Origin of the sequence: Alcaligenes parafaecalis (assembly GCF_026344135.1) — a bacterium.
GTDB classification, from domain to species: Bacteria; Pseudomonadota; Gammaproteobacteria; order Burkholderiales; family Burkholderiaceae_B; genus Alcaligenes; species Alcaligenes parafaecalis.
The window spans coordinates 467,365-489,519 of record NZ_JAPKNA010000002.1 but is presented as its reverse complement, the minus strand read 5'-3'; the positions used below and the strand labels follow the sequence as shown (position 1 = coordinate 489,519).

Here is a 22,155-nt window from a genome sequence, read left to right as displayed (position 1 = left end):
GGCAGGTAAATTCGGCGCGGAACTCAAGCGTAAAACGACAGGCACAAGAACCAGGCAACGAATTCAAAAATACCTGGGAAGGAAACGGTCAATGATAACTTATAATTGCTCTACATTAGGACTGTTTTAATGGTCAGTTAAGTTCTGTAACCCCCGCATTTGCTGTAAAAGTGCCAAACTGTCCCTAACTGACGGATTTCCGCTTTTTTTTATTACTCATTTTCCAGTACCCACCCACATGTCTATCACTGAACAGGATGTTGCCCGTATAGCGCAACTGGCGCGCCTTGATCTTTCCGCTGAACAGGCCTCCCAGGTCGAGCACGATTTGACGCGCATCCTGGGCCTGATCCAGACCTTGCAAACCGTTGATACTCAAGGCGTTGAGCCTATGGCCCATCCTTTGTCCGCCCGCCAGCAGATCAGTCTGCGTCTGCGCGAGGACAAGGCCCTGCCTTCCGGAACGGTAGAAAGCCGCCAGGCCATGATGCGCAACGCCCCCGCCGAGCAGGATGGCCTGTTTCTGGTGCCCACGGTCATCGAATAAAGCAAAACCATGTCTTTTACCCCTGAATTCGCGACTATTGCAGCGCTGCGACTAGCCCTGCAAAACAAAACTGTCAGTGCCCGCGAGCTGGCCCAGCAAGCCCTGGACAATAGCGCCCGTCAAAAAGAGCTCAATGCCTTTGTGCAGCAGGACGCTGCCCTGACCCTGGCCCAGGCCGATGCCGCTGATGCCCTGATTGCTCAAGGCAAGGCCGGTCCACTGACCGGTATCCCTATCGCCCACAAAGATTTGTTTGTCACCAAGGATTGGCAGACTACCGCCTGCAGCAAAATGCTGGAAGGCTATGTCAGCCCCTTTGACGCTACGGTCGTGACCAAGCTGCAGGCAGCCGGTGCTGTCTCGCTGGGCAAACTGAACTGTGACGAGTTCGCCATGGGCTCGCGCAATGAAAGCTCGGTCTTTGGCCCCGTGCGCAACCCTTGGGACCACTCCATGGTTCCCGGTGGCTCCTCGGGTGGCTCCGCCGCCGCCGTTGCTGCTGGCCTGATCGCTGGTGCCACTGCCACGGATACCGGCGGTTCGATTCGCCAGCCAGCCGCCCTGTGTGGCGTTAGCGGCATCAAGCCCACCTACGGCACGATTTCCCGCTTTGGCATTATTGCGTACGGCTCCAGCCTGGATCAGGCCGGTCCTATCGCCCGCAATGCCCGCGACTTGCTGGATCTGCTGGAAACCATGTGTGGTTTTGACCCGCAAGATGCCACTAGTTTGGAATTCTGCGACGATCAGCCCAATAACGGCGCGCGCATTCGTCAGCAGTTTGAACAGCAGCAGTCCCAGCAAGAAGCCCAAGGCAGCCAGCCACTGAAAGGCTTGCGTATTGGTGTGCCCGCCCAGTTCTTTGGCCCCGGCCTGGACCCGGTTGTAGCCGACGCCATCGAAGCCGCGCTGAAAACCTACGAAAGCCTGGGTGCAGAGCGCGTCAGCGTGCAACTGCCCCTGACAGAACTGTCTGTCCCTACTTATTACGTCATCAGCCCGGCTGAAGCCTCGACCAACCTGTCGCGCTTTGACGGCGTACGCTTTGGCCACCGCGCCAATCAGTACACCGACCTGAGCAGCATGATTTCGCGTTCGCGCTCGGAAGGCTTTGGACCTGAAGTGGTGCGTCGAATCCTGGTGGGCACCTATGTGCTGTCCCACGGTTACTACGATGCCTACTATCTGCAAGCCCAACGCGTACGCCGCATGATTGTGGACGACTTCCAGAAAGTCTTTGAACAGTGCGACCTGATCCTTGGCCCGGTCACCCCGGCCCTGGGCCGCAAGCTGGGCACAACGATTGAAGACCCAACGACCGACTGGCTGGGTGATGTTTACACCCTGGGCGTCAGCCTGGCTGGCCTGCCCGCCATGTCCATCCCCTGCGGTTTCAGCAACGATGAGCAGCCCTTGCCCATCGGCCTGCAAATTATTGGCAATTACTTCCGCGAAGGCCAATTGCTGGCTTTTGCCGACCGCTTCCAGCAAGTCACCGACTGGCATCAACGTCAACCAGGACAACAATAATGGAATGGGAAATTGTGATCGGGCTGGAAACCCATACCCAGCTCTCGACCGAATCCAAAATCTTCTCCAGCAGCAGCACCCGCTTTGGTGCCTTGCCCAACACGCAAGCCAACGAAGTGGACATGGCCCTGCCCGGCGCACTGCCTGTTTTTAACCGTGGCGCTGCCGAACGGGCCATTCGCTTGGGTCTGGCCGTAGGCGGGCACATTGCCCCCCGCTCCGTGTTTGAACGCAAAAACTACTTCTACCCGGATCTGCCCAAGAACTACCAGATCAGCCAGATGGAAATCCCCGTCATCAGCGGTGGCACCATCAGCTTCATGCTGGGCGACGAGGAAAAGACCATTAATCTGACTCGTGCCCACTTGGAAGAAGATGCCGGTAAATCCCTGCATGAAAACTTCCGTGGCCCTTACGGCGAATCCAGCACCGGGATCGACTTGAACCGCGCGGGCACGCCGCTGCTGGAAATCGTATCCGAACCTGAAATGCGCTCGGCTGCCGAAGCCGTGGGCTATGCCCGCGCCTTGCACAGCCTGGTTGTCTGGCTGGGTATTTGTGACGGCAATATGCAGGAAGGCTCGTTCCGCGTGGACGCCAACGTCTCGGTACGTCCCAAGGGCCAGAAGGAACTGGGCACCCGCTGCGAACTGAAAAACATCAACTCCTTCCGCTTTCTGGAACGCGCGATTCAGTACGAAGTGCGCCGTCAGATCGAGCTGATTGAAGATGGTGGCAAAGTGGTTCAGGAAACCCGCCTGTACGACTCGGACCGCGACGAAACACGCAGCATGCGCAGCAAAGAAGACGCGCATGATTACCGCTACTTCCCCGACCCGGATCTGCCACCGCTGTTGATCAGCGAGGAATGGATCGAGCAAGTTCGTCAGGACATGCCCGAGCTGCCTGCTCAAAAACTGGCTCGCTTCGAGCAAGAGTTCGAGCTGAGCCGTTACGACGCCTCGCAACTGACAGTAGACCGCGCCACTTCAGACTTCTTTGAAGCCATTTTGCAAGCAGGCTCCAGCGCCAATGCCAAACTGGCTGCCAACTGGGTGCTGGGCGAGCTGTCGGCTGCCTTGAACCGTGAAGAAATCAGCATTGAGCAATCCAAAGTCAGCCCAGCACAACTGGCCCAACTGATTGCCCGTATTGCTGACGGCACCATCTCGAACAAGATTGCTCGTGACGTATTTGCGGCGCAATGGGACGGCGAACTGAATGGCGATGTGGATGCCATCATCGACTCCCGTGGCTTGAAGCAAATCAACGATGCCGGTGCCATTGGCGCCATGGTGGACGAAGTTCTGGCCGCCAACCCCAGCATTGTCGAACAGCACCGTGCTGGCAAGCCAAAGGCTTTCAACGCTTTGGTCGGTCAGGTAATGAAGGTTGCCAAGGGCAAAGCCAATCCGCAGCAGATCAATGAAATGCTCAAGCAAAAGCTGGATGCCTGAATTCAGGCTCTGCACTTAGCGGATACAAAAACACCAGGCCTTGGCCTGGTGTTTTTTTTACTGCTCAATATGGCTAACTAAGGCTGGTGATCAAACACCATAGCGATCACGGTAGGCTTTTACCTGAGGGGCATGAGCAGCCAAAGTAGTGTCGTCAGCCAATACCGCCATGATGTCCGCCAGCGAGGCAATGCTGATCACTGGAATACCGTAAGTCTGTTCCACTTCCTGCACAGCAGAATGTGCGGACAGTTCCTGGTCATTACCAGCGCGTTCCATGCGATCCAGAGCAATCAGCACCGCTGCAGGTTCTGCACCCGCAGCCTTGATGATCTGCATGGATTCACGCACGGACGTACCCGCTGTGATCACGTCATCAATAATCACGACTTTGCCTTGCAAGGGTGCGCCCACCAGGGTGCCGCCTTCGCCATGGTCTTTGGCTTCTTTGCGGTTGAAGGCAAAGGGCACGTCACGATCACCGATTTGAGGATGCTCGGCCAGCGCAATCGAGGTCGCTGCTGCCAATGGAATACCTTTGTAGGCAGGCCCGAACAGCATGTCAAACGACACGCCCGAATCCAGCAAGGCCTGGGCATAGAAGCGAGCCAGTTGGCCCACGCTACGTCCCGTATTGAACAGGCCGGCATTGAAAAAGTAAGGGCTCAAACGGCCAGACTTGACCTTGAATTCCCCAAAGCGCAGTACTCCCTGTTCCAGGGAAAAGCGCACAAAATTACGACGATTATCGTTAGTAGCCGACATGACAGAGTATGAAAAAGATAGAGACGAAAGGCATTTTAGCGTGTTGTTAGCCATCACTTGCCAGCTTCGGCCAGCTCTTCTAACAAGAAGTCGATAAAACTGCGTACTTTAGGCGTCAAATAGCGACGACTGGCATAGACGGCATGCAATTGCTGCAGCTCTTCAGTGTAGTCAGGCAAGAGGCGCAGCAGACGGCCACTGTCCAGATCATCCATTACCAACCACTCAGGCAAGTAGGCCAGCCCTGCTCCGCCCAAGGCGCTGTAATAGGTCAGATTTGTATTGTCCGAACGCATAAAAGGATTCAGACGCAAGGACTCGGGCCCATCCGGCCCCAGAAACTCGAAGCTGGGCTGCTGCAAATAACTGGGACTGATCGCAGGCAGACGCATCACCTCCGCACAGTTGCGCGGCATACCATGTTGGGCCACAAACTCCGGGCTGGCCACCAGATGAAACGGTGTGGGGCAAATAAGACGCGCAATCTGATGCGGGGCAGGTTCACGCATGACCCGCAGGGCCAGGTCAAAACCTTCTGCCACCAAATCCACCTTGTGATTACTCAAGCTCATATCCAGGGTGACCTCAGGAAAGCGAGTTTGGTAATCCTGCAACAACTGGGCCACTTTGCGGTTTGCAAACCACACGGGCGCCGTCACCCGAAGCACCCCTTGGGGCTGATGCTCTGGACCCGACAAAGCCTGCTGGCCCCGCTCCAGAGTATCGAGCGCCTGCAAACAATAATCAAAGTAGGTCTGCCCCAATTCCGTCAGGCTCAAACGACGACTGCTGCGATGGAGCAAGCGCGTACCAAGCTGTTTTTCCAGACTGGCCAAATGCTTGCTGACCATAGGCGCGGACATATCCAGACGTTGTGCCGCCGCCGCAAAACTGCCCGCCGCCACGATTTCCCGGAACACCCGCAAACTCTGAATCGTATCCATGCTTTCCTAATAAGAAAGTAACTAATGAAAATAGGCCTGTTTATTTCCTGATAGTAATTGATTAATCTTAAACGAGCGCTACACCGGTGCCTGTCTGGGCCTTGAATGGGCGGGACCAGCACCAGGCTGACTCCAGGTCATGATTGACGCAGATCCTCTGTCACCACACCGGGCCAAGCGCTTTGTTTACCGATACTGTCAACTTTCCAAAGGAAAATACATGAGCGCCCTTATCTCTAGCTGGACTCCTCGCCTCCTTAGCCTGCTGCGCATCGTCACAGGTTATTTGCTGCTGACACACGGTACTGCCAAGATCCTGGGTTTCCCCAAAGTAGACATGTTTGCCAACCTGCAAATCAGCTCCATGTACGGTGTTGCGGGCATTCTGGAACTGATCCTGGGTGTCTTGCTGGTCATTGGTCTGTTCTCGCGTTTGTCTGCCTTTGTTGCTTCCGGCCTGTGCGCTTTCGCCTACTTTATTGGCCACGCCAGCGCCAGCACCGTTGCCACCCCCATCCTGAATGGCGGTGAAGCGGCCGTTCTTTTCTGCTTTGCCTTCCTGTACCTGGCCTTTGCTGGCCCAGGCCCATGGAGCGTAGACGCTGGCCGCGGCAAAGCCTGACGCCTTATTCAACCCCTTATCCCCTGCCCCTCTCAGGGCAGGGGCAGGAGATCATCATCATGACAATGCCCACCTATTTCATCTCGCACGGTGGCGGACCCTGGCCCTGGATGCCTGAAGCGCAAACCATGTACGCTCCGCTGCGTGCTGCCTTGCAGGATATTCCACGCCAATTGGGCCGTACGCCCAAAGCGATCCTGATGGTCTCCGCTCATTGGGAAGCTCAACAGGCGAATTTACTGGTCGCCTCTGCCGCACAGCCCAGCATGGTGTACGACTACTACGGCTTTCCCTCCCATACCTATGAAATTCATTACCCCGCACCAGGCGATCCCGCACTGGCGCAGCAAGTCTGTGGCCTGCTGGAAGGTGCCGGTCTGCCCACTCGGCTAGATGCGGAACGCGGCTTTGACCACGGTGCCTTTGTGCCTGCGTATGTAATTTATCCGCAAGCCAAAGTGCCTATGGTGCAACTGTCCATTCACGCCAATTACGACCCTGCCCTGCACTACGCCATGGGCGAGGCACTTGCCCCTTTACGAGACAAAGATGTGCTGATTATTGGCAGCGGCCTGAGCTATCACAACCTGCGCAATATGGGGCCCGGCGGTGTAGAGCCTTCTGCCCAGTTTGATGCCTGGTTGCACCAAAGCCTGAGCCTGGACGATCCCGCCGCTCGTCGTCAGGCCTTGATGAATTGGGAACAAGCCCCGGCCGCACGTATTGCTCACCCCCGCGAAGACCATTTGGTTCCTGTCATGGTGGCGGCTGGTGCTGCGCGTGGAGATGCGGCGCATCGCTTCCACCATGAAACCCAGGCCTTTGGCGGTTTGACCGTGTCCAGCTACCGCTTTGGTTCGGCTACGTAACAAGCTCTGACGGCCACTGACACCAAAGCAGATTACGGGTTACAGTGCTGACGCTATAAGGAGAATTGCCACGTGTTACGCGTCACCTCGTTAAACGTCAACGGTATTCGGGCTGCCTTTCGTAAAGGCCTGCCCGCCTGGCTGGAAGCTCAGAAACCCCATATTGTCTGCATGCAGGAAATCAAGATCAGCGAGCCTGATCTGACACCTGATCTGACTCACCCTGGTGAGTATCACGGGCATTTCCACCATGCACAGAAAAAAGGCTATAGCGGCGTTGGCCTGTACTTGAACCACAAGGCAGAAACCGTGGCCGAAGGCATGGCCTGCGAAGAGTTTGATGCCGAAGGCCGCATTATCCGCGCCGACTGGGACAAGCTCAGTGTGATCAGCGCCTACCTGCCCTCGGGTTCCTCTGGCGACGAACGCCAAACCGCCAAGTACCGCTTTCTGGATCATTTTGAACAGTGGATTGGTGGCTTGATGCAGGAACACCGCGAGACAGGCCGCGAGTTCATTATTTGTGGTGACTGGAATATTGCGCACCACGAAGCCGATTTGAAGAACTGGAAAGGCAATCTGAAAAACAGCGGCTTTCTGCCTGAAGAACGCGCCTGGATGACGAAAGTGCTGGGCGAGCTGTCTTGGGTGGATGTGTACCGCAGCCTGCATCCTGACACCACGGACGAGTGCTACACCTGGTGGAGCAACCGTGGCCAGGCTTGGGCCAAAAATGTGGGGTGGCGCATTGATTATCAAATTGCCACCCCAGGTATTGCTGCTAAAGCGCGTAGTGCCACGGTCTATAAAGAAGAGCGTTTCAGCGACCACGCGCCACTAACCGTTGATTACGACTGGAGCTTGTAAGCCCAGTCTGAAAAGGTCAGTGTCTTAGCTGGCCTTTTCAATCATGTAGCGCACGACGCTGCGCAGTTGCTCGTCGGTGGCCTTGGGAGCTGCGCCACGCGGTGGCATGGCACCCTTGCCATTGATGACCACTTCCATCAAGGCATCCTCGCCTTGTGCAATCAGGGGCTCCCAACGAGCCTTATCGCCCAGACGGGGTGCATTGGCCATGCCTGATGCGTGACAGACCATACACGAGGACTTGTACAGTTTGAGAGCTTCTTCCGAATCGGCATGAGCTGCGGGTGCAGCAGCCAACAAGAGCAAAGCGGCCATTGCGGAGTACATCATGGTGGCGGGTCGATAGGTTCTCATGGGTTTACCCTTTAAACAGTCGGCATGAACGCATGCCAGGCTGATACTTCGTTTTCTGAACAAGAGGCCCGGTTTTCATGGCTCGAACCTCCTGCTTATTCCTTAGCTAATCACTATCCAGGTACTGCTTTGAAACCCAGGCGGAATTGATTGGTACCGCTGTCTATCAATTCCGCTTACCGGGTACTACCCCCTGATTAGCCCTTGATGGGGCCGGGAGGGCTGACTTGCTTCATCAAGTCGTCGTTCCAGTCGCCTTCGACCAGTACGTGACCTGCTGCGCCCAGTTCCATGGCTTCGATCAGGTTGTGGTTCACGTAGGCGTACACACCAGGCTGCTTGAAGGTGTAGATCGCCACGCCAGCCGAACCGCCGCGGATGAACCAGGTTTCCAGGTTCTTGGCTGGTGGGTCATCAAATTTGCCCAGCTCCCAAACCCAGTCACCGTGACCACCGATCAGGTGAGGACGTGTATCGCGGTTAGCCTGCGAGTGGATGAACATGACGGTTTCGCCCACGTTTGCTTTCATGGCACCGTCGCCCATCAAGGCACCGACTTTACCGTTGAACACCACGTGGCTGGGGATCAGACCACGCATGGCTTCCAAGGTGTCGCCGTAGCTTTCAGCCGAAGAGCCATACTTTTTGAAGTTGCCCTTTTCATCACGCGGGATGTAGAGGTCAAATTCGCCAATGGTGTAGACACGGTCGTAATGCAAGGCATTGCCAGCCGAGTCTTTCAGGCCGTCGCGTGGCAGCACCATGACGGTACCGTGCATACCCTGAACCACGTGCCAGGCTACCGAGCCTTCGGGTGCGCAGTGGTACACAAAGGTACCGGTGCGGTCGGCCTTAAAGCGCAGTGTGGCTTGTTCACCAGGGTTCACGTTGGTCAGCTTGGCACCACCCAGCGCGCCGGTCGAGGCGTGAAAGTCGATGTTGTGCGGCATGGTGTTGGTGGCTGGATTGATCAGCGTCAGCTCCAGGTAGTCACCCTCATGCACAACCATGGTGGGGCCGGGCATGGAACCGTCAAACATCATGGCATGCATGGTTGTGCCGTCGCGATCGACCACGATCTCTTTTTCGACAATGCTCATGCGGAATTCCACCACACGGGGCTCGGGGCCTACTTTTTGCTCGTGCTTGTGGACCATAGGAGGCGCAACCAGATCCACCTTGACCCGCTCCAGCTTGGCGATCTGGGCTTCTGTACGCGCGGCCATCCAGGGCGCGTTCTTTTGTGGTGCGGCCGTCTCGCGGGCTTGTACTTGAGCCGCCAGCAAAGTCGTTCCTGCGGCGACACCTAGGCCAGCACTTTTCAAGAAATGACGACGTTCCATACTACCTCCGGTTTGATCCAGGCGTGATGCCTGCTGATTAAATGTTATTCAGATCTAACAGTTACTGAATGTATTGGACCGCAATCAGACTGCGCACTCTTTGCTGCAGCGCAAGCATCTCGTATAAGCAACAAAAAAAACCGCCCGAAGGCGGTTTTGTTCATAGACGGAATCTCACAGAAGAAAGAAACCGTCTCGTAAAAACATCATGATGTTTTTATTGCACCTGCAGCATTCGCCGAAGCACCACGACGCCCGGCCGAAATACGTACCCATACTTGCTGGAACACAATCAGGGCACCGGCAATAAATACCACATCACCCAAGGTGCGCCACCAGCGCAAGGACTGCAAGATAGGCTGTTGCATGAACTCTTCGCTACGGGCGTACCACATGCCTTCCGAGATGCTGGCCCAGGCCTGAATAATCCCGGCTGGTAGCAAGCTGACGAACATCATCAGAACCAGACCGATATTCAGCGTCCAGAAACCCCAGCTCATCAGACGGTCGTTGTAGCGCACCTCTGGCGAGATATAACGCACCACCAGCAAGACAAAGCCCAGAGACAGGAAGCCATATACCCCGAACAAGGCAGCGTGAGCATGCAATGGAGTGGTATTCAAACCCTGGATGTAGTACAGCGAGATAGGTGGGTTGATCAGGAAACCAAATACACCTGCACCGAGCATGTTCCAGAAAGCCACAGCCACAAAGAACATGACAGGCCAGCGCAGATCACTCATCCAGCTTGCTTGTTTTTGCATCTTCCAGTTATGGAAGGCTTCGTAACCCAGCATGATCAAAGGCACTACTTCCAAAGCACTGAAGGAAGCACCGATAGCCATGATGGGCGTAGTCGTGCCCGAGAAATACATGTGATGCAAGGTACCAGGCACACCACCGACCAGGAACAGCGAGGCGGCAGCCAGACCAGCAATGGTGGCACTGCGCTTGGAGACCAAACCCAAGGTCAGGAAAATAAAGCCCATGGCCACGGTGGCAAAGACCTCGAAGAAGCCTTCAACCCACAGGTGAACCACCCACCAGCGCCAGTACTCCATGATGGTGATATTGGTGTGCTCGCCGTAGAACAAACCGGTACCGTAGAACAGGCCAATGGCTACGGTGGAGATGGTCAGCAGAACCAGCAAGTGGTTGTCGCCTTTGTCGCGACGCAAGGCAGGCCACATGCCACGCAGCATCAGCAAGAGCCAAAAAGCCAGACCAATAAACTTCACGATCTGCCAGAAGCGACCCAGATCCAGGTATTCATAGCCCTGATGGCCAAACCAGAAGTTCAGCTCGGGCGGCAGAATGTGTTTGATCGCCAGGAAGTTACCGGCAAAAGAACCGATGAACAGGACAACCAGAGCACCAAACAGGACATCCACACCCAAACGCTGGAACTTGGGATCTTCACCGCCGTTGATCAAGGGCACCAAGAACAAACCTGCAGTCAAGAAGCCACTGGCAATCCACAGCAAAGCCGCCTGAATGTGCCAGGTACGGGTCAAGGAATAAGGGAACCACTGCGACACGTCAATGCCGTAGAACATCTGACCTTCAACGGTGTAGTGCGCGGTAAAGCCGCCCAAAAAGACCTGGATGACAAACAGGGCAACCGTCAAAAAGGCATATTTTTTCAAGGCACGCTGGGAAGGTGTCAGGCGAAAAGCCAACACCGGATCACTGGCCGGAGCAACGGGGGCCGCTTCATCTTTATGTGTAAAGGCCCAGATCCAGACCAGGAAACCGATACCGGCCAGCAAGAGCACGATACTGACAATGGACCACACAATATTGGCGGTGGAAGGATGGTTATCCACCAGAGGTTCGTGCGGCCAGTTGTTGGTATAGCTGACAGTAGTGCCGGGACGCTCGGTCACGGTGGCCCAGGACAGCCAGAAGAAAAAGCGGGTCATGTCCTGACGACGCTGCAACTCTGGCAAGGTGTTGTCCTTCATGGCGAAACTTTCGCGACTGGATTTCAGCTCGGGCGCATCGCCAAACAGGTCAATGTAGTACTGGGCTGTCGTATCGATGGCCTGCGCACGACGCTCACTGATTTGCAGCACGCCAGTCGCTTCATCAATGCGATTGGGACGGTACTCGTCTTGCAACTCCTGGCGCAAGGTCGCCTGCTGACTGGAGGTCAGTTGATCGTAGCTCAGGGAATAAGTTTTCTGGGCAGCCAGATCCAGCCAGGCCAGCGCTTCGCGGTGCAGCCAGTCTGCACTCCAGTCCGGTGCCTGATAGGCGCCATGCCCCCAGATCGAACCCAGTTGCATCCCACCGGTACTTTGCCAGGCGGACTGGCCACGGTGGATCTGTTCCTGTGAGGTAAATTCACGGCCATCGGGTGTGACTACCTTGGTGGGCATGGGAGGTGCCTGACGATACACCTCCACACCCGTCCATCCCAGAATGGCAAAGGTGACCATGGTGACTGCCACCAGGGACCACCATAGTTTTTTGTAGCTACGCATTTTCTTCTCCGTCTCGCTGATGAATCAAACGACCCAATCCAAACAGGTCCTGGCACGGCCCAGCTACCTGGTCAAAACCTGTTTGGGTACGGCCCCATCGCGGGGGACGGACCGAAGTACAAGCTTGGTAGCGATGTTCTGCTAATTCGGGGGTCATGTCATAGTCCTTAAAAATGTATGACAAAACCTATAAAGCAAAGACCGTGCCAAGTCGCAGACGATATAGATCAATGGTTTGCCACCAGCCTGGGTATAAACTACCCCCACAAAACTGGGTATTTTTCACCATAAGGGTATTTTTCACCCATGCTAGATCTCCTGATTGCCGACCTTGCGACCGAAATTCCGGGGCCATTACGCCTGCAACGCATGGTTCATTTGCTGGCCCGTCACTTCGGTTGTGATGCGGCTGGTCTGCTCAAACTGGACGACACCGTACTGCGCATCGTGGCGGCCAGCGGTCTGGGCAACGACACTTTGGGGCGTCACTTTGTGATTGCCGATCACCCACGGCTGGCCCGCATTCTGAGCACGGCCAACCTGACCCGCTTTGAGCCCAACTGTGGCTTGCCCGACCCCTACGATGGCCTGCTGGATGACAAGCTGGGGCAGCCCTTGCCCGTGCATGATTGCGTGGGGGTGACCTTGCAAGTGCAAGGTGCGCCCTGGGGGATACTCACCCTGGATGCCTTACGACCCGGCACCTTTTCAGCCTCCATGCTGGTCGAGCTGAAACACTGGTGCCTGGTGCTGGAAAGTGCGATTCGCATCAGCGAACTGGAAGAAGAAAACCGCAGCCTGCGTTTGCTGTCCACCTTGCCGCCCGATTATTTATCCCGCAACAACTCGGCCGCTATCATCGGCAACAGCAAATCCTTGCTGGAGGTGATTCAGCTTCTGGACACCGTGGCGACGTCGGAGCTACCTGTTTTGTTGTTGGGCGAAACTGGCGTGGGTAAAGAGCTGTTTGCGCAGCGTCTGCACCAGCGTTCCCCACGGCACAGCAAGCCGTTGATCTACGTGAACTGTGCGGCTCTGCCAGAGTCCCTGGCGGAAAGCGAGTTGTTTGGCCATGTCAAAGGGGCATTTTCAGGCGCTCATGAACACCGCGCAGGACGTTTTGAGGCGGCTCAGGGTGGCACGCTCTTTCTGGATGAGATCGGTGAGCTGTCTTTAACCATTCAGGCCAAGCTGCTGCGTACCTTGCAAAATGGCGAGATCCAACGCCTGGGGGCCGACCACCCCATCCGACTGAATGTGCGTCTGGTCGCTGCTACCAATCGGGACCTGAGCCAGCAAATTGCCCAAGGCGGTTTTCGGGCAGACCTGTTTCACCGCCTGTCGGTTTTCCCCCTGACCATCCCCGCCTTGCGCGAACGTCACCAGGATATTCTGCTGCTGGCCGGTCATTTTTTGGAAACCAACCGCTCTCGTTTGGGATTGCGCGGAATTCGTCTCTCACCCGACGCAGAAGCTGCTTTACTGGCTTATCATTGGCCAGGTAATGTTCGCGAACTAGAACATTTAATCAGCCGAGCAACCATCCGCCTGCTGGTCGATACGCCAGATCGTAACCAAATATTTACACTTAGCGCCGATAATCTCAATTTGTTACCTTCTACCCACGAGCCCGTCGCACGGACCAAGCTGGCCATTGGAGCCCCTAACCAGTCCTTGCGTCAGTCCGTTGAACAACTGCAAAGCCAGTTGATCCGGCAAGCTCTGGACCAGAACGAAGGCAATTGGAGCCAGGCTGCCCGACAGCTAGGCATAGACCCCAGCAATCTGCACAAGCTGGCCAGCAAACTCGGGCTTAAAACCCGCTCAGAAAGCTTAAGTGATGACTGACACTTCCTACCCCTCCTTGTTAGCCAGCCTGCCCGTCTTCTCTGATCTGGATGCCGCCAGCATCGACGAACTCTGGCAAGAGGGACGCCTGATCCACTACGACAAGGACAGCCAGGTCTTTCGGCAAGAGCAAAGCAGCGACCATTTTTATGTACTGCTGCAAGGCCTGATCAAAGTCGTACGCACCATGCCCAACGGCTCGCAATTACTGGTGCGCTTTGCCTTGCCTGGCGATGTAATTGGCATTGCCCCTGCCCTGCGCCGTCGCAACTACCCGGCTACCGCTATCAGCGTGACGACCAGTGCCGCCCTGGCCTGGCCAGAGAAATCCTGGGACAGTCTGACTCAACGCTTCCCCTGCCTGCTCAGCTCTGCGCAAGACACGGTCGCACGCAGGCTAAGCGATGCAGATGATCGCTTGCTGGAAATTCACAGTTTGGAGGTGGAGCAACGGCTGGCCCACAGCCTGCTGCGTCTGATTCGACAAGTAGGCCAAAGCGGTGCGGAAGGGACGTCCTTGAGTATTCCGGTGACCCGGCAAGATCTGGCGGATCTGGCCGGAACCACCTTGTATACAGCCAGCCGCGTGGTCAGCAGTTGGGATCATCAGGGTTTGATCCTGGCAGGCCGCAAGCAAATTACGATTGCGGACCTGGATAAATTTGCACAAACCGTACTGGAACGGGGCTAAGCGCTGGCTTAGTCCTCGGTAACCAGACGCAGGCCCAAGTAGCGCGGTGGCACCCCAACCGAACACGCCCCGGTTTTAGGATCGCGGATAAAGTCGGGCATCACCGCAATATGCTCCCCGCCCAAGGTACGTACACCGCAGTTTTCCAGGCGGGATTCAGCACGCGGCATGCTGATGCGGTGTACCCGCACGTGGCAGGTATTGGTCCATTCTGCGACCTGACCACCGGCGTCAAAGACGCCATACGCATTGGCGACACCCTGCCCCAAAGGGGCCAGGGGAACTTCCTGCTCCTGCTTGCGCTTGTAGCTGTCCTGATATTCCTGCAGCCACAAGGCAGCCTGTTCGTTTTCATCCAGACCGCTCTGAGCCGACTCAGGCACTTTCTGGTCTGCAAAGTAGCTCCATTCCAGGTAGTCCGGCAAACGGAATTTCTTGCCGGTACGCTCGCTTAGCCAGGCGGCGTAATCCTGCCCGTCCTGCCAGCTAACCCCCACCACCGGCATATTTTTGGCCTGACCTTGGCCAACCGCATCGGCAGCTTTGCAGCGCTCGGCACGGACGCATTGGTCGTACTCATACTGGCTGACCTGATACTTCATGGCCTTCAAGGTGGGAACGGGGGCATACATCACGGTATCTGATGCGATCAAGCGGCCATCCAGCAGGAACTCGCCTGCCTGCATGACCTCGCGTGCCGGGCCGGCTACCTCAACCAGTTCTGGCAGACCGGCTTGATTGCTGGACTCGCCAGCCGAACATCCGGCCAGAATGGCCACCAACAGCACTGATCCCACTACATGGCTTCGCATTGTGCACTCCCTAGAGACAATCACAATTGAAGCGCAGCTACGTCCTGGCGTCCTTGCGCCAAGGCAAATAGAAGATAGAACAGATCAATAAGTTTCAGGGCTAGAAGTGTGAATAAACCGCAAGCAAAAACCAACACGCAAAAAAACGGCCCTCAATCTGCCTGGACAAGAGTCCAGGCAGATTGAGGGCTAAGCGAATCAGGCTACGTGTTAACGCAAGGCGCCTGGAACGCAGTGTTAGCTCAATACCTTCAAGAAGCCCGTGATGATGACGGCATTGAAGAAATCGATAAACAAAGATCCCACCAAAGGAATTACAAAGAAGGCCTTGCGCGACGGGCCATTATCCTCAGTAAAGGCTTGCATATTGGCCATGGCATTGGGCGTGGCACCCATACCAAAACCACAATGCCCGGCCGACATCACAACCGCGTCATAGTCTTTGCCCATGACCTTGAACGTGACGTAGCTGGCGAAAAAAAACATCATTACCGTCTGGGCGATCAAGATCAGCAGGAGGGGGCCTGCCACCTCAGCCAATTGCCACAGTTTCATGATCATCAAGGACAAGACCAGGAAAAAAGCCAGGGAGACATTACCGATAGTCTCAAACTCTTTTTCGGGCAAGCGATAGCGACGCCAGTCGATAATGTTGCGTATAGCCGCCGCAATCAGCATGGACCCCAGATACTCGGGCAAGACAATTTTGTAGTGAGCCAGAAAATCAATAATCACGCTACCAATACCAATGGCAACGCAGAGCAGTACGACCGCGTAAACGGGCATATCAAAGCCACCATCCTCAACCCGGGTGGTTTCAGTCACCGTTTTTGCAGGTGCCTCTTTGCCTTCGTGCTGGCGACGATGACGGCGATGTGGCTCAGGCCCCGAAATACTGTGTTTTCTCATCAGGCGCTTGCCCAAAGGTCCACCGATGACACACCCCATCACCAGTCCCCAGGTCGAGGCAGCAATGGCGGCGGGTAAGGCTCCCACAGCACCCGCTTTTTCCAACAAAGGACCAAATGCACCCGAGGTACCGTGACCACCGGTCATGGACACGGAGCCTGCGGCCAAACCCAGCAAGGGGTTGGCATCCAACAGCACCGCCAAAGAAACGCCCAGTATGTTTTGCAGAACGATCAAACCGACTGCACAGCCCAGAAACAGGGCAACAGCAACACCGCCCTTTTTCAACAGCTCAAAACTGGCTGAAAACCCAATTGTGGTGAAGAAGGCCATTAACAGGAAATGGCGTATATCGTCATTGAACTCAAAGGTAAAAGAGCCAGTTTGATAGCCGATCAAAGCGATCAGAGAAAAGACCAGGCCACCAATAATCGGACTGGGAATGAAATAGCGGGCCAAAATAGCCACGCGATTTTTTATGTATTCCCCTATCACGAGAAAAACAGCGGCCATCCCGACCGTCTGTGCAATATCGAGTTGAATATTCATCTATCCGAATTTCCTTACATCTTTTGGATAAGGCAACGCCTCTGTCTGCTGCATGGCACAGGTGAAAGCCAAATCCTTCAGAGCGCGTATCAATCAGGTGCGAGCCAGTCAAAGACAAGCAAGACTCGCACAGAAATCATAGTAATGGGCTAGAAAAATAACATGATCGGCTGTCTACACACGCGAAAACACGTAACTTTCAGGTTCTTATTACAAAAAAAGCCCGCCTGATGGCGGGCTTGATTTCGTACGGCGCTTAACGATCTCGTTGAACCGAGAATGCGCACAAATCCAGTAAAACTCGTTTGAACTCGCTGTCTGGCACGGCGGCCAATGCTTCTACCGCCAACTGAGCCTCTGCTTGTGCCGCCTGACGGGTGTAAGTCAGTGCATCGGTCTGCTCGATAGCCTGGGCAACGGCAGCAAAATCCGCATCGCCGGTCTCAATCGCTGACTTGATTAGTTGAACCTGGTCAGGCGTACCTACTTCCATGACACGGATCAGCGGCATGGTGGGCTTACCTTCACGCAGATCGTCACCCACGTTTTTGCCCAATGCCTGTGCATCGCCGGTGTAATCGAGCACGTCGTCGACCAACTGGAAGGCCGTACCCAAGTGGCGACCATAGGCGGCCATGGCTTCTTCCATCTCGGCCGAAGCACCCGCCACAATGGCACCGACCTGTGCGGCCGCTTCAAACAGCTTGGCTGTTTTGTAGCGCACCACTTGCAGGTAACGCTCCAGCGAAACGTCCGGGTCGTGTACGTTCAGCAGTTGCAACACCTCGCCTTCGGCGATGACGGTGGTGGCCGCCGACAAAACCGCCATGGAAGGCATGGAATTGGACTGCACCATCATTTCGAAAGAACGCGAGTACAGGTAGTCACCCACCAGCACGCTGGCCGCATTGCCGTAGACCGCATTGGCCGTGTTACGGCCGCGACGCATATCGGACTCATCGACCACATCATCGTGCAACAAGGTAGCGGTATGGATGAATTCCACCACACCAGCCAGCAAATGATGCGTGGTTCCCTTGTAGGCCAGGGCGCGGGCGACCAGCAAGAGCAGCGCAGGACGCATGCGCTTGCCACCGGCACCAACAATGTATTCGCCGATTGTGCGTATCAGCACCACATCCGAATTCAAGCGCTCACGAATGACGACATCAAGAGCCTTCATGTCGTCGGCAATAGGTTCAATCAGGGTGGACAGGTTCAAAACAGAATTCCGGACGAGTAAGGGAGGGGGCCAATATCGGCCAACCGTAACTGGATGATTATACGATTTTGAATCGCTTTGGGCCCATTGTTACGCGTCGGGTGCAACAGTGATGGCAGAAAAAGATGCCAAATTAGCGATAATAAGCATTTAACCCTGAAACGGAGACTGTCTTGAGTTCGCAAGACCTAAGTACCCTGATCAGCCGGGCCGAGCGCGTTCTTGCTCAACTGGAAGCCTGGCTGCCCCCTGCTCCACCCCCCATCAACTGGGATGCCATTGCTTTTCGCTGGCGCACCAACGGCGCACGCGGCTGGCTGGAAGGTGTTCAGCATGTGGCCTCTATCCACACTGAAGACCTGCATCACATCGAACGCCAAAAAGGCATTATCGAGCGCAACACCCGCCATTTCCTGGCTGGCAAACCCGCCAATAACGTCTTGATGACGGGCGCTCGCGGCACGGGAAAAAGCTCGCTGGTCAAAGCCATGCTGGCCAAATTTGCCGACCAGGGCCTGCGCCTGATTGAAGTAGACAAGTCCGACCTGGGCGATCTGGGCACGATCATTGACCTGATCAGCGGCCGCCCCGAACACTTCATCATCTTCAGCGACGACCTGTCTTTTGAAGAAGGCGAAGCAGGCTACAAGGCGCTCAAATCCGTGCTGGACGGCTCCCTGGCCTCCCCCGGCGACAATGTGCTGATCTACGCCACATCCAACCGCCGTCACCTGATGCCCGAGTACATGAAGGAAAACCTGAGTACCTCCACGTCCGCAGACGGCGAGATCCACCCCGGTGAAGCGGTAGAAGAAAAGGTATCCCTGTCCGAGCGCTTTGGACTATGGTTGTCGTTTTACCCCTTTAAACAAGACGACTACCTGGACATTGTGTATTACTGGCTTGGCGCTTCGGGTTGCCCGGCAGAACACATTGAAAGCTCGCGCATGGAAGCCTTGCAATGGGCTTTGGAACGCGGCTCACGCTCAGGCCGGGTAGCACGTCAATTTGCAAGAGACTGGACCGCTAGACATGTCTAAACCCACGCTGGAAGTGGCCGTTGGCGTTTTACTGAACCAACACGGCCAAGTGCTACTGGGAAAACGCCCAGCCGACAAACCCTGGCCAGGCTGGTGGGAATTACCAGGCGGCAAGATCGAATCGGGCGAGAGCGTCATACAGGCGCTGGTACGGGAACTGCGCGAAGAACTCGGCATTGAAACCACCCAAGCACACCCCTGGGTCACCTATACACACGAATACCCCAAGAATTTCGTCAAACTCTCTTTCTGCCTGGTGCGGGAATGGGAAGGCGAACCGCAGTGTCTGGAAGGCCAGGAGCTTGCCTGGGTCAACCCAAAAGGTCCTCTGGAAGTAGGCCCTGTCCTGCCCGCCACCGAGCCTCCGCTGAAATGGCTGCAACTGCCCGAACGCTATCTGATTACCAACATCGACGAGCCGGCCCGCTTACCCGCCTATCTGGAACAACTGGAACATGCCCTGCAACAAGGCCCGGCATTAGTCCAATTTCGTGAGCCAGCCTGGGCTGCCCGGCCCGATGCCGAATTCCATCTGCACCAAGCGTTCCTGCAAGTGGTGAACCTGTGCCAGCGCTACCAAGCCCGCTGCCTGGTCAATAGCCTGCACCCCGAGAGCTGGTGGGACCATGCCGATGGTGTGCATTTGCGCGCCAGCGATGCTCAAGCCCTGTCCGCGAAATGTCACGACACCCTGACGACATTTCCTGCGATCAGCAAAGGCTTGATCGGCATGTCCACGCACAATGAAAGTGATATTGAAATAGCCCGCAAAATCCAGGCGGACTTTCTGGTTCTGGGCCATGTCCTGGAAACCTCCTCCCATCCCGGCGATCCCGGCATGGGCTGGGCCCGTTTTGCCAGCCTGGCAGAAAACGCTGGCCTCCCTGTGTTTGCCATCGGCGGACAATCGGCCCACACCCTGGCCGACGCACGCGAGCACGGCGCACACGGTATTGCCGGTATTCGCCATATGTTGGACAACGATCCGGCATGACGCCACACGTCACTATTTCGGAACACGAAGGCGTACGCTACCTGCACCTGGGCTCTGCCTGGGTGCAGGGCGCCATGCGCCTGGATGCGCCCGATCAGCTAGAGCTGCACTACATCCGACAGATGATGATCTGGACCTTGTTCCAGGCCGAACCCCGTCGCATTGCCCAGCTTGGTTTGGGCGCAGGCAGCCTGACGCGCTTTTGCTACCAGCACTTCCCCCAGACGCGTATCGACGCCGTGGAAATCAACCCGGAAGTCGTGCAAGCCAGTCGTCTGCTGTTTAATCTGCCGTCCGACGACGAGCGCCTGAACGTACACACGGTAGACGCGCTGGACTATCTGGATGCCGTGCATGGCGAACTGGATGTGCTACAAATTGACGTGTATTCCGATCAGGCCGAGCACCCTGCGCTGGAAAGCGAAGCCTTTTATCAAGCCTGCCGCAAAGCGCTGGGCCCGCAAGGACTGCTGACGGTGAATTTGCTGGGGTCAGAGCTGGTACATGCGCGTAATCTGCATGCACTGCAAGAGAGTTTCCCGGCCGTGGTCTGGTTGCCTGAAACGCACGATGGCAACCTGGTTGCTCTGGCCTTTGCCGACCCACCACAAATTGATTTTGATGATCTGTATGAACGGGCCGAGCTGATTCACGCCACCTTAGGCTTGGCAGACGGCAAAGAATGGGTAGATGGGCTGTATGCCTGGATGGATCAGGACTGAGGCGGTTTCCGTGGACCTTCAAGCGATGATGCGGGCATCGCTGTTGAATGACAGCCAAGCCAAGCTAAGCCCAAAGCCTGACTAGAGCAGATCCAGTCAGGCCGACGCTATTCTGCTTTGGCGGCTGGATCAGCCGCTACAGCTTTCGGCTCTTCGGGATTCAGACCTGTCGCTACATCCCAGCCGCCGCCCAAGGCCACCATCAACTTGACTGAAGCCCGCAGACGTTGAGACTCCAGGTCCAAAGCCTGTCGCTCTGCCGACAAAGCCGTGGCCTGGGTTTGCGCCAAGCTCAGGAAGTCCACCAGACCAGCATCAAACTGGTTACGCGTCAGTTGCAAGGACTCGCGTGCGGCAGCCAGAGAGCGCGCCTGGCTGGCTTGCTCCAGTTCCAGGCCATTGCGCTCAGACAAGGCATCTTCCACTTCTTTCAGCGCATCCAGCACCGTCTGACGGTAGGCGGCCAATTGTTCGTCATAGCTGGCCTCGGCCTGCTCAACCTGAGCACGACGTGCGCCAAAATCCAGCAAGGTCAGGGCGAAAGCAGGTCCCAAGGACCAGACACGCGCAGGGGCCGTCAACCACTCGCTTAAATCACTGCTGCTGAAACCCCCGCTGGCTTTCAGGCTCAGGCTGGGAAACCACGCCGCTTTGGCCACACCAATCTGAGCATTGGCCTGCGCCATGCGTCGCTCGGCACGAGCCACATCCGGACGACGTTCCAGCAAGCTGGACGGCAAGCCCACGGGTACATCCGGGGCAACCGGCCAAGGCGCATTAGGCACCACTTCAAACTGGGATGGCGCACGGCCTACCAAGACGGCCATCGCGTGCTGATACGTGGCTTTTTCCCGATTCAGAGCCAAGCGCTGGGTGCGGGCACCTTCAAGTTGGCTCAACGCTGCCGCCACCTCTCCCGGTGCCGAAAAACCGGCGTCCAGGCGATTCTGATTAATCCGCAAAGAACGCTCGTAGGCGGCCACGGTTTGATCCAGCACTTGTTCGCTGGATTCGACACTGCGGTACTGCAAATAGGTCTGCGCCAATTGAGACTGCAGGCTCAAACGGGTAGCGGCCATATCAGCAGCACTGGCTTGCAGACCCGCATCACCCGCCTCGACCTGACGACGAATTCGCCCCCACAAATCCACTTCCCAATTCACGGTGATGCTGGCGTCGTAAGCGCTGCTGCTTTGGCTGGTATCGCCCGAGCCACTGCCACGCCGTGTCGTGCCGACCGAACTGCCCACTTGCGGGAACTGAGTCGAGCGCGTGTTGGACAAGGTGGCTTGCGCCTGACGGACGCGTGCCTGTGCTTGCTGCAAGGTGAAGTTCTGCTCGTTCAGGCTTTGCATCAAGGCGTTGAGCACGCCGTCACTCAGGCTTTCCCACCAGGGTCCCCGATCCTTCAAATCAGCCGGTTCCGCCTGCTTCCAGGCCGTGGAGCGTACCTCTTCCCGAAAGTGCTCGCCAAGCGGCGCATCAGGTCGTTGATAATCCGGTCCAACAGCACATGCGGACAAGAGCAGCACCATCCCAGCCAGTGCAAAGCGCGGAAACATCGTGGCAGTAGAAATAGGCATA

The 22,155-nt window shown here is 56.2% G+C and carries 20 protein-coding genes; 11 read left to right on the top strand and 9 right to left on the bottom strand.

Annotation, left to right across the window (positions count from 1 at the left end):
• The first annotated feature begins 238 nt into the window (after positions 1–238).
• From gatC to gatB, 3 genes are read left to right on the top strand one after another with little or no spacing between them, the layout of a single operon-like run.
• Positions 239–547 carry an Asp-tRNA(Asn)/Glu-tRNA(Gln) amidotransferase subunit GatC gene (gene gatC, locus OSH09_RS09140; RefSeq protein ID WP_003801948.1) on the top strand — a complete coding sequence of 103 codons (309 nt, stop codon included), beginning with the start codon at positions 239–241 and terminating at the stop codon, positions 545–547.
• Positions 548–556: 9 nt separating this feature from the next.
• On the top strand, positions 557–2,077 hold the full coding sequence (gene gatA / locus OSH09_RS09135; RefSeq protein WP_207872239.1) for an Asp-tRNA(Asn)/Glu-tRNA(Gln) amidotransferase subunit GatA: 1,521 nt from the start codon (positions 557–559) through the stop codon (positions 2,075–2,077).
• Positions 2,077–3,534 carry an Asp-tRNA(Asn)/Glu-tRNA(Gln) amidotransferase subunit GatB gene (gatB, locus tag OSH09_RS09130; RefSeq protein WP_207872240.1) on the top strand — a complete coding sequence of 486 codons (1,458 nt, stop codon included), beginning with the start codon at positions 2,077–2,079 and terminating at the stop codon, positions 3,532–3,534. The genes gatA and gatB overlap by 1 nt, the downstream gene beginning before the upstream one ends.
• Before the next feature lie 90 nt (positions 3,535–3,624).
• On the opposite strand, the gene pyrE is transcribed toward gatB, so the two are convergent.
• Positions 3,625–4,299 carry an orotate phosphoribosyltransferase gene (pyrE, locus tag OSH09_RS09125; RefSeq protein ID WP_094197776.1) on the bottom strand — a complete coding sequence of 225 codons (675 nt, stop codon included), beginning with the start codon at positions 4,297–4,299 and terminating at the stop codon, positions 3,625–3,627.
• Positions 4,300–4,352: 53 nt separating this feature from the next.
• A complete protein-coding gene (locus OSH09_RS09120; protein WP_207872241.1) occupies positions 4,353–5,243 on the bottom strand; it encodes a LysR family transcriptional regulator in 891 nt (296 codons plus the stop codon).
• Positions 5,244–5,463: 220 nt separating this feature from the next.
• On the opposite strand from OSH09_RS09120, the gene OSH09_RS09115 reads away from it, so the two are divergent.
• The 3 genes from OSH09_RS09115 (at position 5,464) to OSH09_RS09105 (ending at position 7,601) form a co-directional block, all read left to right on the top strand.
• A complete protein-coding gene (locus tag OSH09_RS09115) occupies positions 5,464–5,865 on the top strand; it encodes a DoxX family protein (protein ID WP_266120805.1) in 402 nt (133 codons plus the stop codon).
• Positions 5,866–5,924: 59 nt separating this feature from the next.
• On the top strand, positions 5,925–6,734 hold the full coding sequence (locus tag OSH09_RS09110) for a DODA-type extradiol aromatic ring-opening family dioxygenase (RefSeq protein ID WP_266120804.1): 810 nt from the start codon (positions 5,925–5,927) through the stop codon (positions 6,732–6,734).
• A gap of 72 nt (positions 6,735–6,806) precedes the next feature.
• Positions 6,807–7,601, top strand: coding sequence for an exodeoxyribonuclease III (locus OSH09_RS09105; RefSeq protein ID WP_266120803.1), 795 nt, complete (start codon positions 6,807–6,809; stop codon positions 7,599–7,601).
• Positions 7,602–7,625: 24 nt separating this feature from the next.
• On the opposite strand, the gene OSH09_RS09100 is transcribed toward OSH09_RS09105, so the two are convergent.
• From OSH09_RS09100 to OSH09_RS09090, 3 genes are all read right to left on the bottom strand, one after another.
• Positions 7,626–7,955 carry a c-type cytochrome gene (locus OSH09_RS09100; RefSeq protein ID WP_222668844.1) on the bottom strand — a complete coding sequence of 110 codons (330 nt, stop codon included), beginning with the start codon at positions 7,953–7,955 and terminating at the stop codon, positions 7,626–7,628.
• A 197-nt stretch (positions 7,956–8,152) separates the two neighbouring features.
• Positions 8,153–9,298: a copper-containing nitrite reductase gene (gene nirK / locus OSH09_RS09095; RefSeq protein WP_266120802.1), complete on the bottom strand. Its 1,146-nt coding sequence runs from the start codon at positions 9,296–9,298 to the stop codon at positions 8,153–8,155.
• 206 nt (positions 9,299–9,504) lie between these two features.
• The gene (locus OSH09_RS09090) at positions 9,505–11,784 is read right to left on the bottom strand and encodes a nitric-oxide reductase large subunit (RefSeq protein WP_266120801.1); all 2,280 of its coding nucleotides are present in this window, start codon (positions 11,782–11,784) and stop codon (positions 9,505–9,507) included.
• A 306-nt stretch (positions 11,785–12,090) separates the two neighbouring features.
• On the opposite strand from OSH09_RS09090, the gene norR reads away from it, so the two are divergent.
• Complete coding sequence (gene norR, locus OSH09_RS09085; protein WP_266120800.1) at positions 12,091–13,632, top strand: nitric oxide reductase transcriptional regulator NorR; 1,542 nt, start codon at positions 12,091–12,093, stop codon at positions 13,630–13,632.
• On the top strand, positions 13,625–14,323 hold the full coding sequence (locus OSH09_RS09080; protein WP_222668847.1) for a Crp/Fnr family transcriptional regulator: 699 nt from the start codon (positions 13,625–13,627) through the stop codon (positions 14,321–14,323). The genes norR and OSH09_RS09080 overlap by 8 nt, the downstream gene beginning before the upstream one ends.
• Positions 14,324–14,331: 8 nt before the next feature.
• Here OSH09_RS09080 and OSH09_RS09075 read toward each other — a convergent pair whose 3' ends face one another.
• The 3 genes from OSH09_RS09075 to ispB form a co-directional block, all read right to left on the bottom strand.
• Positions 14,332–15,135 (bottom strand): formylglycine-generating enzyme family protein, encoded by an 804-nt coding sequence (locus OSH09_RS09075; RefSeq protein WP_207872250.1) that lies wholly within the window; start codon positions 15,133–15,135, stop codon positions 14,332–14,334.
• A gap of 237 nt (positions 15,136–15,372) precedes the next feature.
• On the bottom strand, positions 15,373–16,593 hold the full coding sequence (gene gltS / locus OSH09_RS09070; RefSeq protein ID WP_266120799.1) for a sodium/glutamate symporter: 1,221 nt from the start codon (positions 16,591–16,593) through the stop codon (positions 15,373–15,375).
• A gap of 256 nt (positions 16,594–16,849) precedes the next feature.
• Positions 16,850–17,815: an octaprenyl diphosphate synthase gene (ispB, locus tag OSH09_RS09065; RefSeq protein ID WP_266120798.1), complete on the bottom strand. Its 966-nt coding sequence runs from the start codon at positions 17,813–17,815 to the stop codon at positions 16,850–16,852.
• 173 nt (positions 17,816–17,988) lie between these two features.
• Here ispB and OSH09_RS09060 point away from each other — a divergent pair, with 173 nt between their 5' ends.
• The 3 genes from OSH09_RS09060 to OSH09_RS09050 are packed head-to-tail and all read left to right on the top strand — an operon-like array spanning position 17,989 to position 20,571.
• Positions 17,989–18,855: an ATP-binding protein gene (locus OSH09_RS09060; protein ID WP_266120797.1), complete on the top strand. Its 867-nt coding sequence runs from the start codon at positions 17,989–17,991 to the stop codon at positions 18,853–18,855.
• A complete protein-coding gene (locus OSH09_RS09055; RefSeq protein WP_266120796.1) occupies positions 18,848–19,849 on the top strand; it encodes a Nudix family hydrolase in 1,002 nt (333 codons plus the stop codon). Before OSH09_RS09060 ends, OSH09_RS09055 begins: the two co-directional genes overlap by 8 nt.
• Positions 19,846–20,571, top strand: a complete 726-nt coding sequence (locus tag OSH09_RS09050) for a spermine/spermidine synthase domain-containing protein (protein WP_266120795.1) — start codon at positions 19,846–19,848, stop codon at positions 20,569–20,571. Before OSH09_RS09055 ends, OSH09_RS09050 begins: the two co-directional genes overlap by 4 nt.
• 107 nt (positions 20,572–20,678) lie before the next feature.
• Here OSH09_RS09050 and OSH09_RS09045 read toward each other — a convergent pair whose 3' ends face one another.
• A complete protein-coding gene (locus tag OSH09_RS09045; RefSeq protein WP_266120794.1) occupies positions 20,679–22,154 on the bottom strand; it encodes an efflux transporter outer membrane subunit in 1,476 nt (491 codons plus the stop codon).
• Position 22,155 lies beyond the last annotated feature (1 nt).

Bases quoted from the DNA above. Each gene is read 5' to 3' on its own strand.
- OSH09_RS09090 (WP_266120801.1), bottom strand. From the start codon at position 11,784: ATGCGTAGCTACAAAAAACTATGGTGGTCCCTGGTGGCAGTCACCATG.
- pyrE (WP_094197776.1), bottom strand. From the start codon at position 4,299: ATGTCGGCTACTAACGATAATCGTCGTAATTTTGTGCGCTTTTCCCTG.
- OSH09_RS09075 (WP_207872250.1), bottom strand. From the start codon at position 15,135: ATGCGAAGCCATGTAGTGGGATCAGTGCTGTTGGTGGCCATTCTGGCC.
- gatA (WP_207872239.1), top strand. From the start codon at position 557: ATGTCTTTTACCCCTGAATTCGCGACTATTGCAGCGCTGCGACTAGCC.
- gatC (WP_003801948.1), top strand. From the start codon at position 239: ATGTCTATCACTGAACAGGATGTTGCCCGTATAGCGCAACTGGCGCGC.
- gatB (WP_207872240.1), top strand. From the start codon at position 2,077: ATGGAATGGGAAATTGTGATCGGGCTGGAAACCCATACCCAGCTCTCG.
- OSH09_RS09055 (WP_266120796.1), top strand. From the start codon at position 18,848: ATGTCTAAACCCACGCTGGAAGTGGCCGTTGGCGTTTTACTGAACCAA.
- OSH09_RS09045 (WP_266120794.1), bottom strand. From the start codon at position 22,154: ATGCCTATTTCTACTGCCACGATGTTTCCGCGCTTTGCACTGGCTGGG.
- OSH09_RS09120 (WP_207872241.1), bottom strand. From the start codon at position 5,243: ATGGATACGATTCAGAGTTTGCGGGTGTTCCGGGAAATCGTGGCGGCG.
- OSH09_RS09100 (WP_222668844.1), bottom strand. From the start codon at position 7,955: ATGAGAACCTATCGACCCGCCACCATGATGTACTCCGCAATGGCCGCT.
- norR (WP_266120800.1), top strand. From the start codon at position 12,091: ATGCTAGATCTCCTGATTGCCGACCTTGCGACCGAAATTCCGGGGCCA.
- OSH09_RS09050 (WP_266120795.1), top strand. From the start codon at position 19,846: ATGACGCCACACGTCACTATTTCGGAACACGAAGGCGTACGCTACCTG.
- gltS (WP_266120799.1), bottom strand. From the start codon at position 16,593: ATGAATATTCAACTCGATATTGCACAGACGGTCGGGATGGCCGCTGTT.
- nirK (WP_266120802.1), bottom strand. From the start codon at position 9,298: ATGGAACGTCGTCATTTCTTGAAAAGTGCTGGCCTAGGTGTCGCCGCA.
- OSH09_RS09110 (WP_266120804.1), top strand. From the start codon at position 5,925: ATGACAATGCCCACCTATTTCATCTCGCACGGTGGCGGACCCTGGCCC.
- OSH09_RS09115 (WP_266120805.1), top strand. From the start codon at position 5,464: ATGAGCGCCCTTATCTCTAGCTGGACTCCTCGCCTCCTTAGCCTGCTG.
- OSH09_RS09080 (WP_222668847.1), top strand. From the start codon at position 13,625: ATGACTGACACTTCCTACCCCTCCTTGTTAGCCAGCCTGCCCGTCTTC.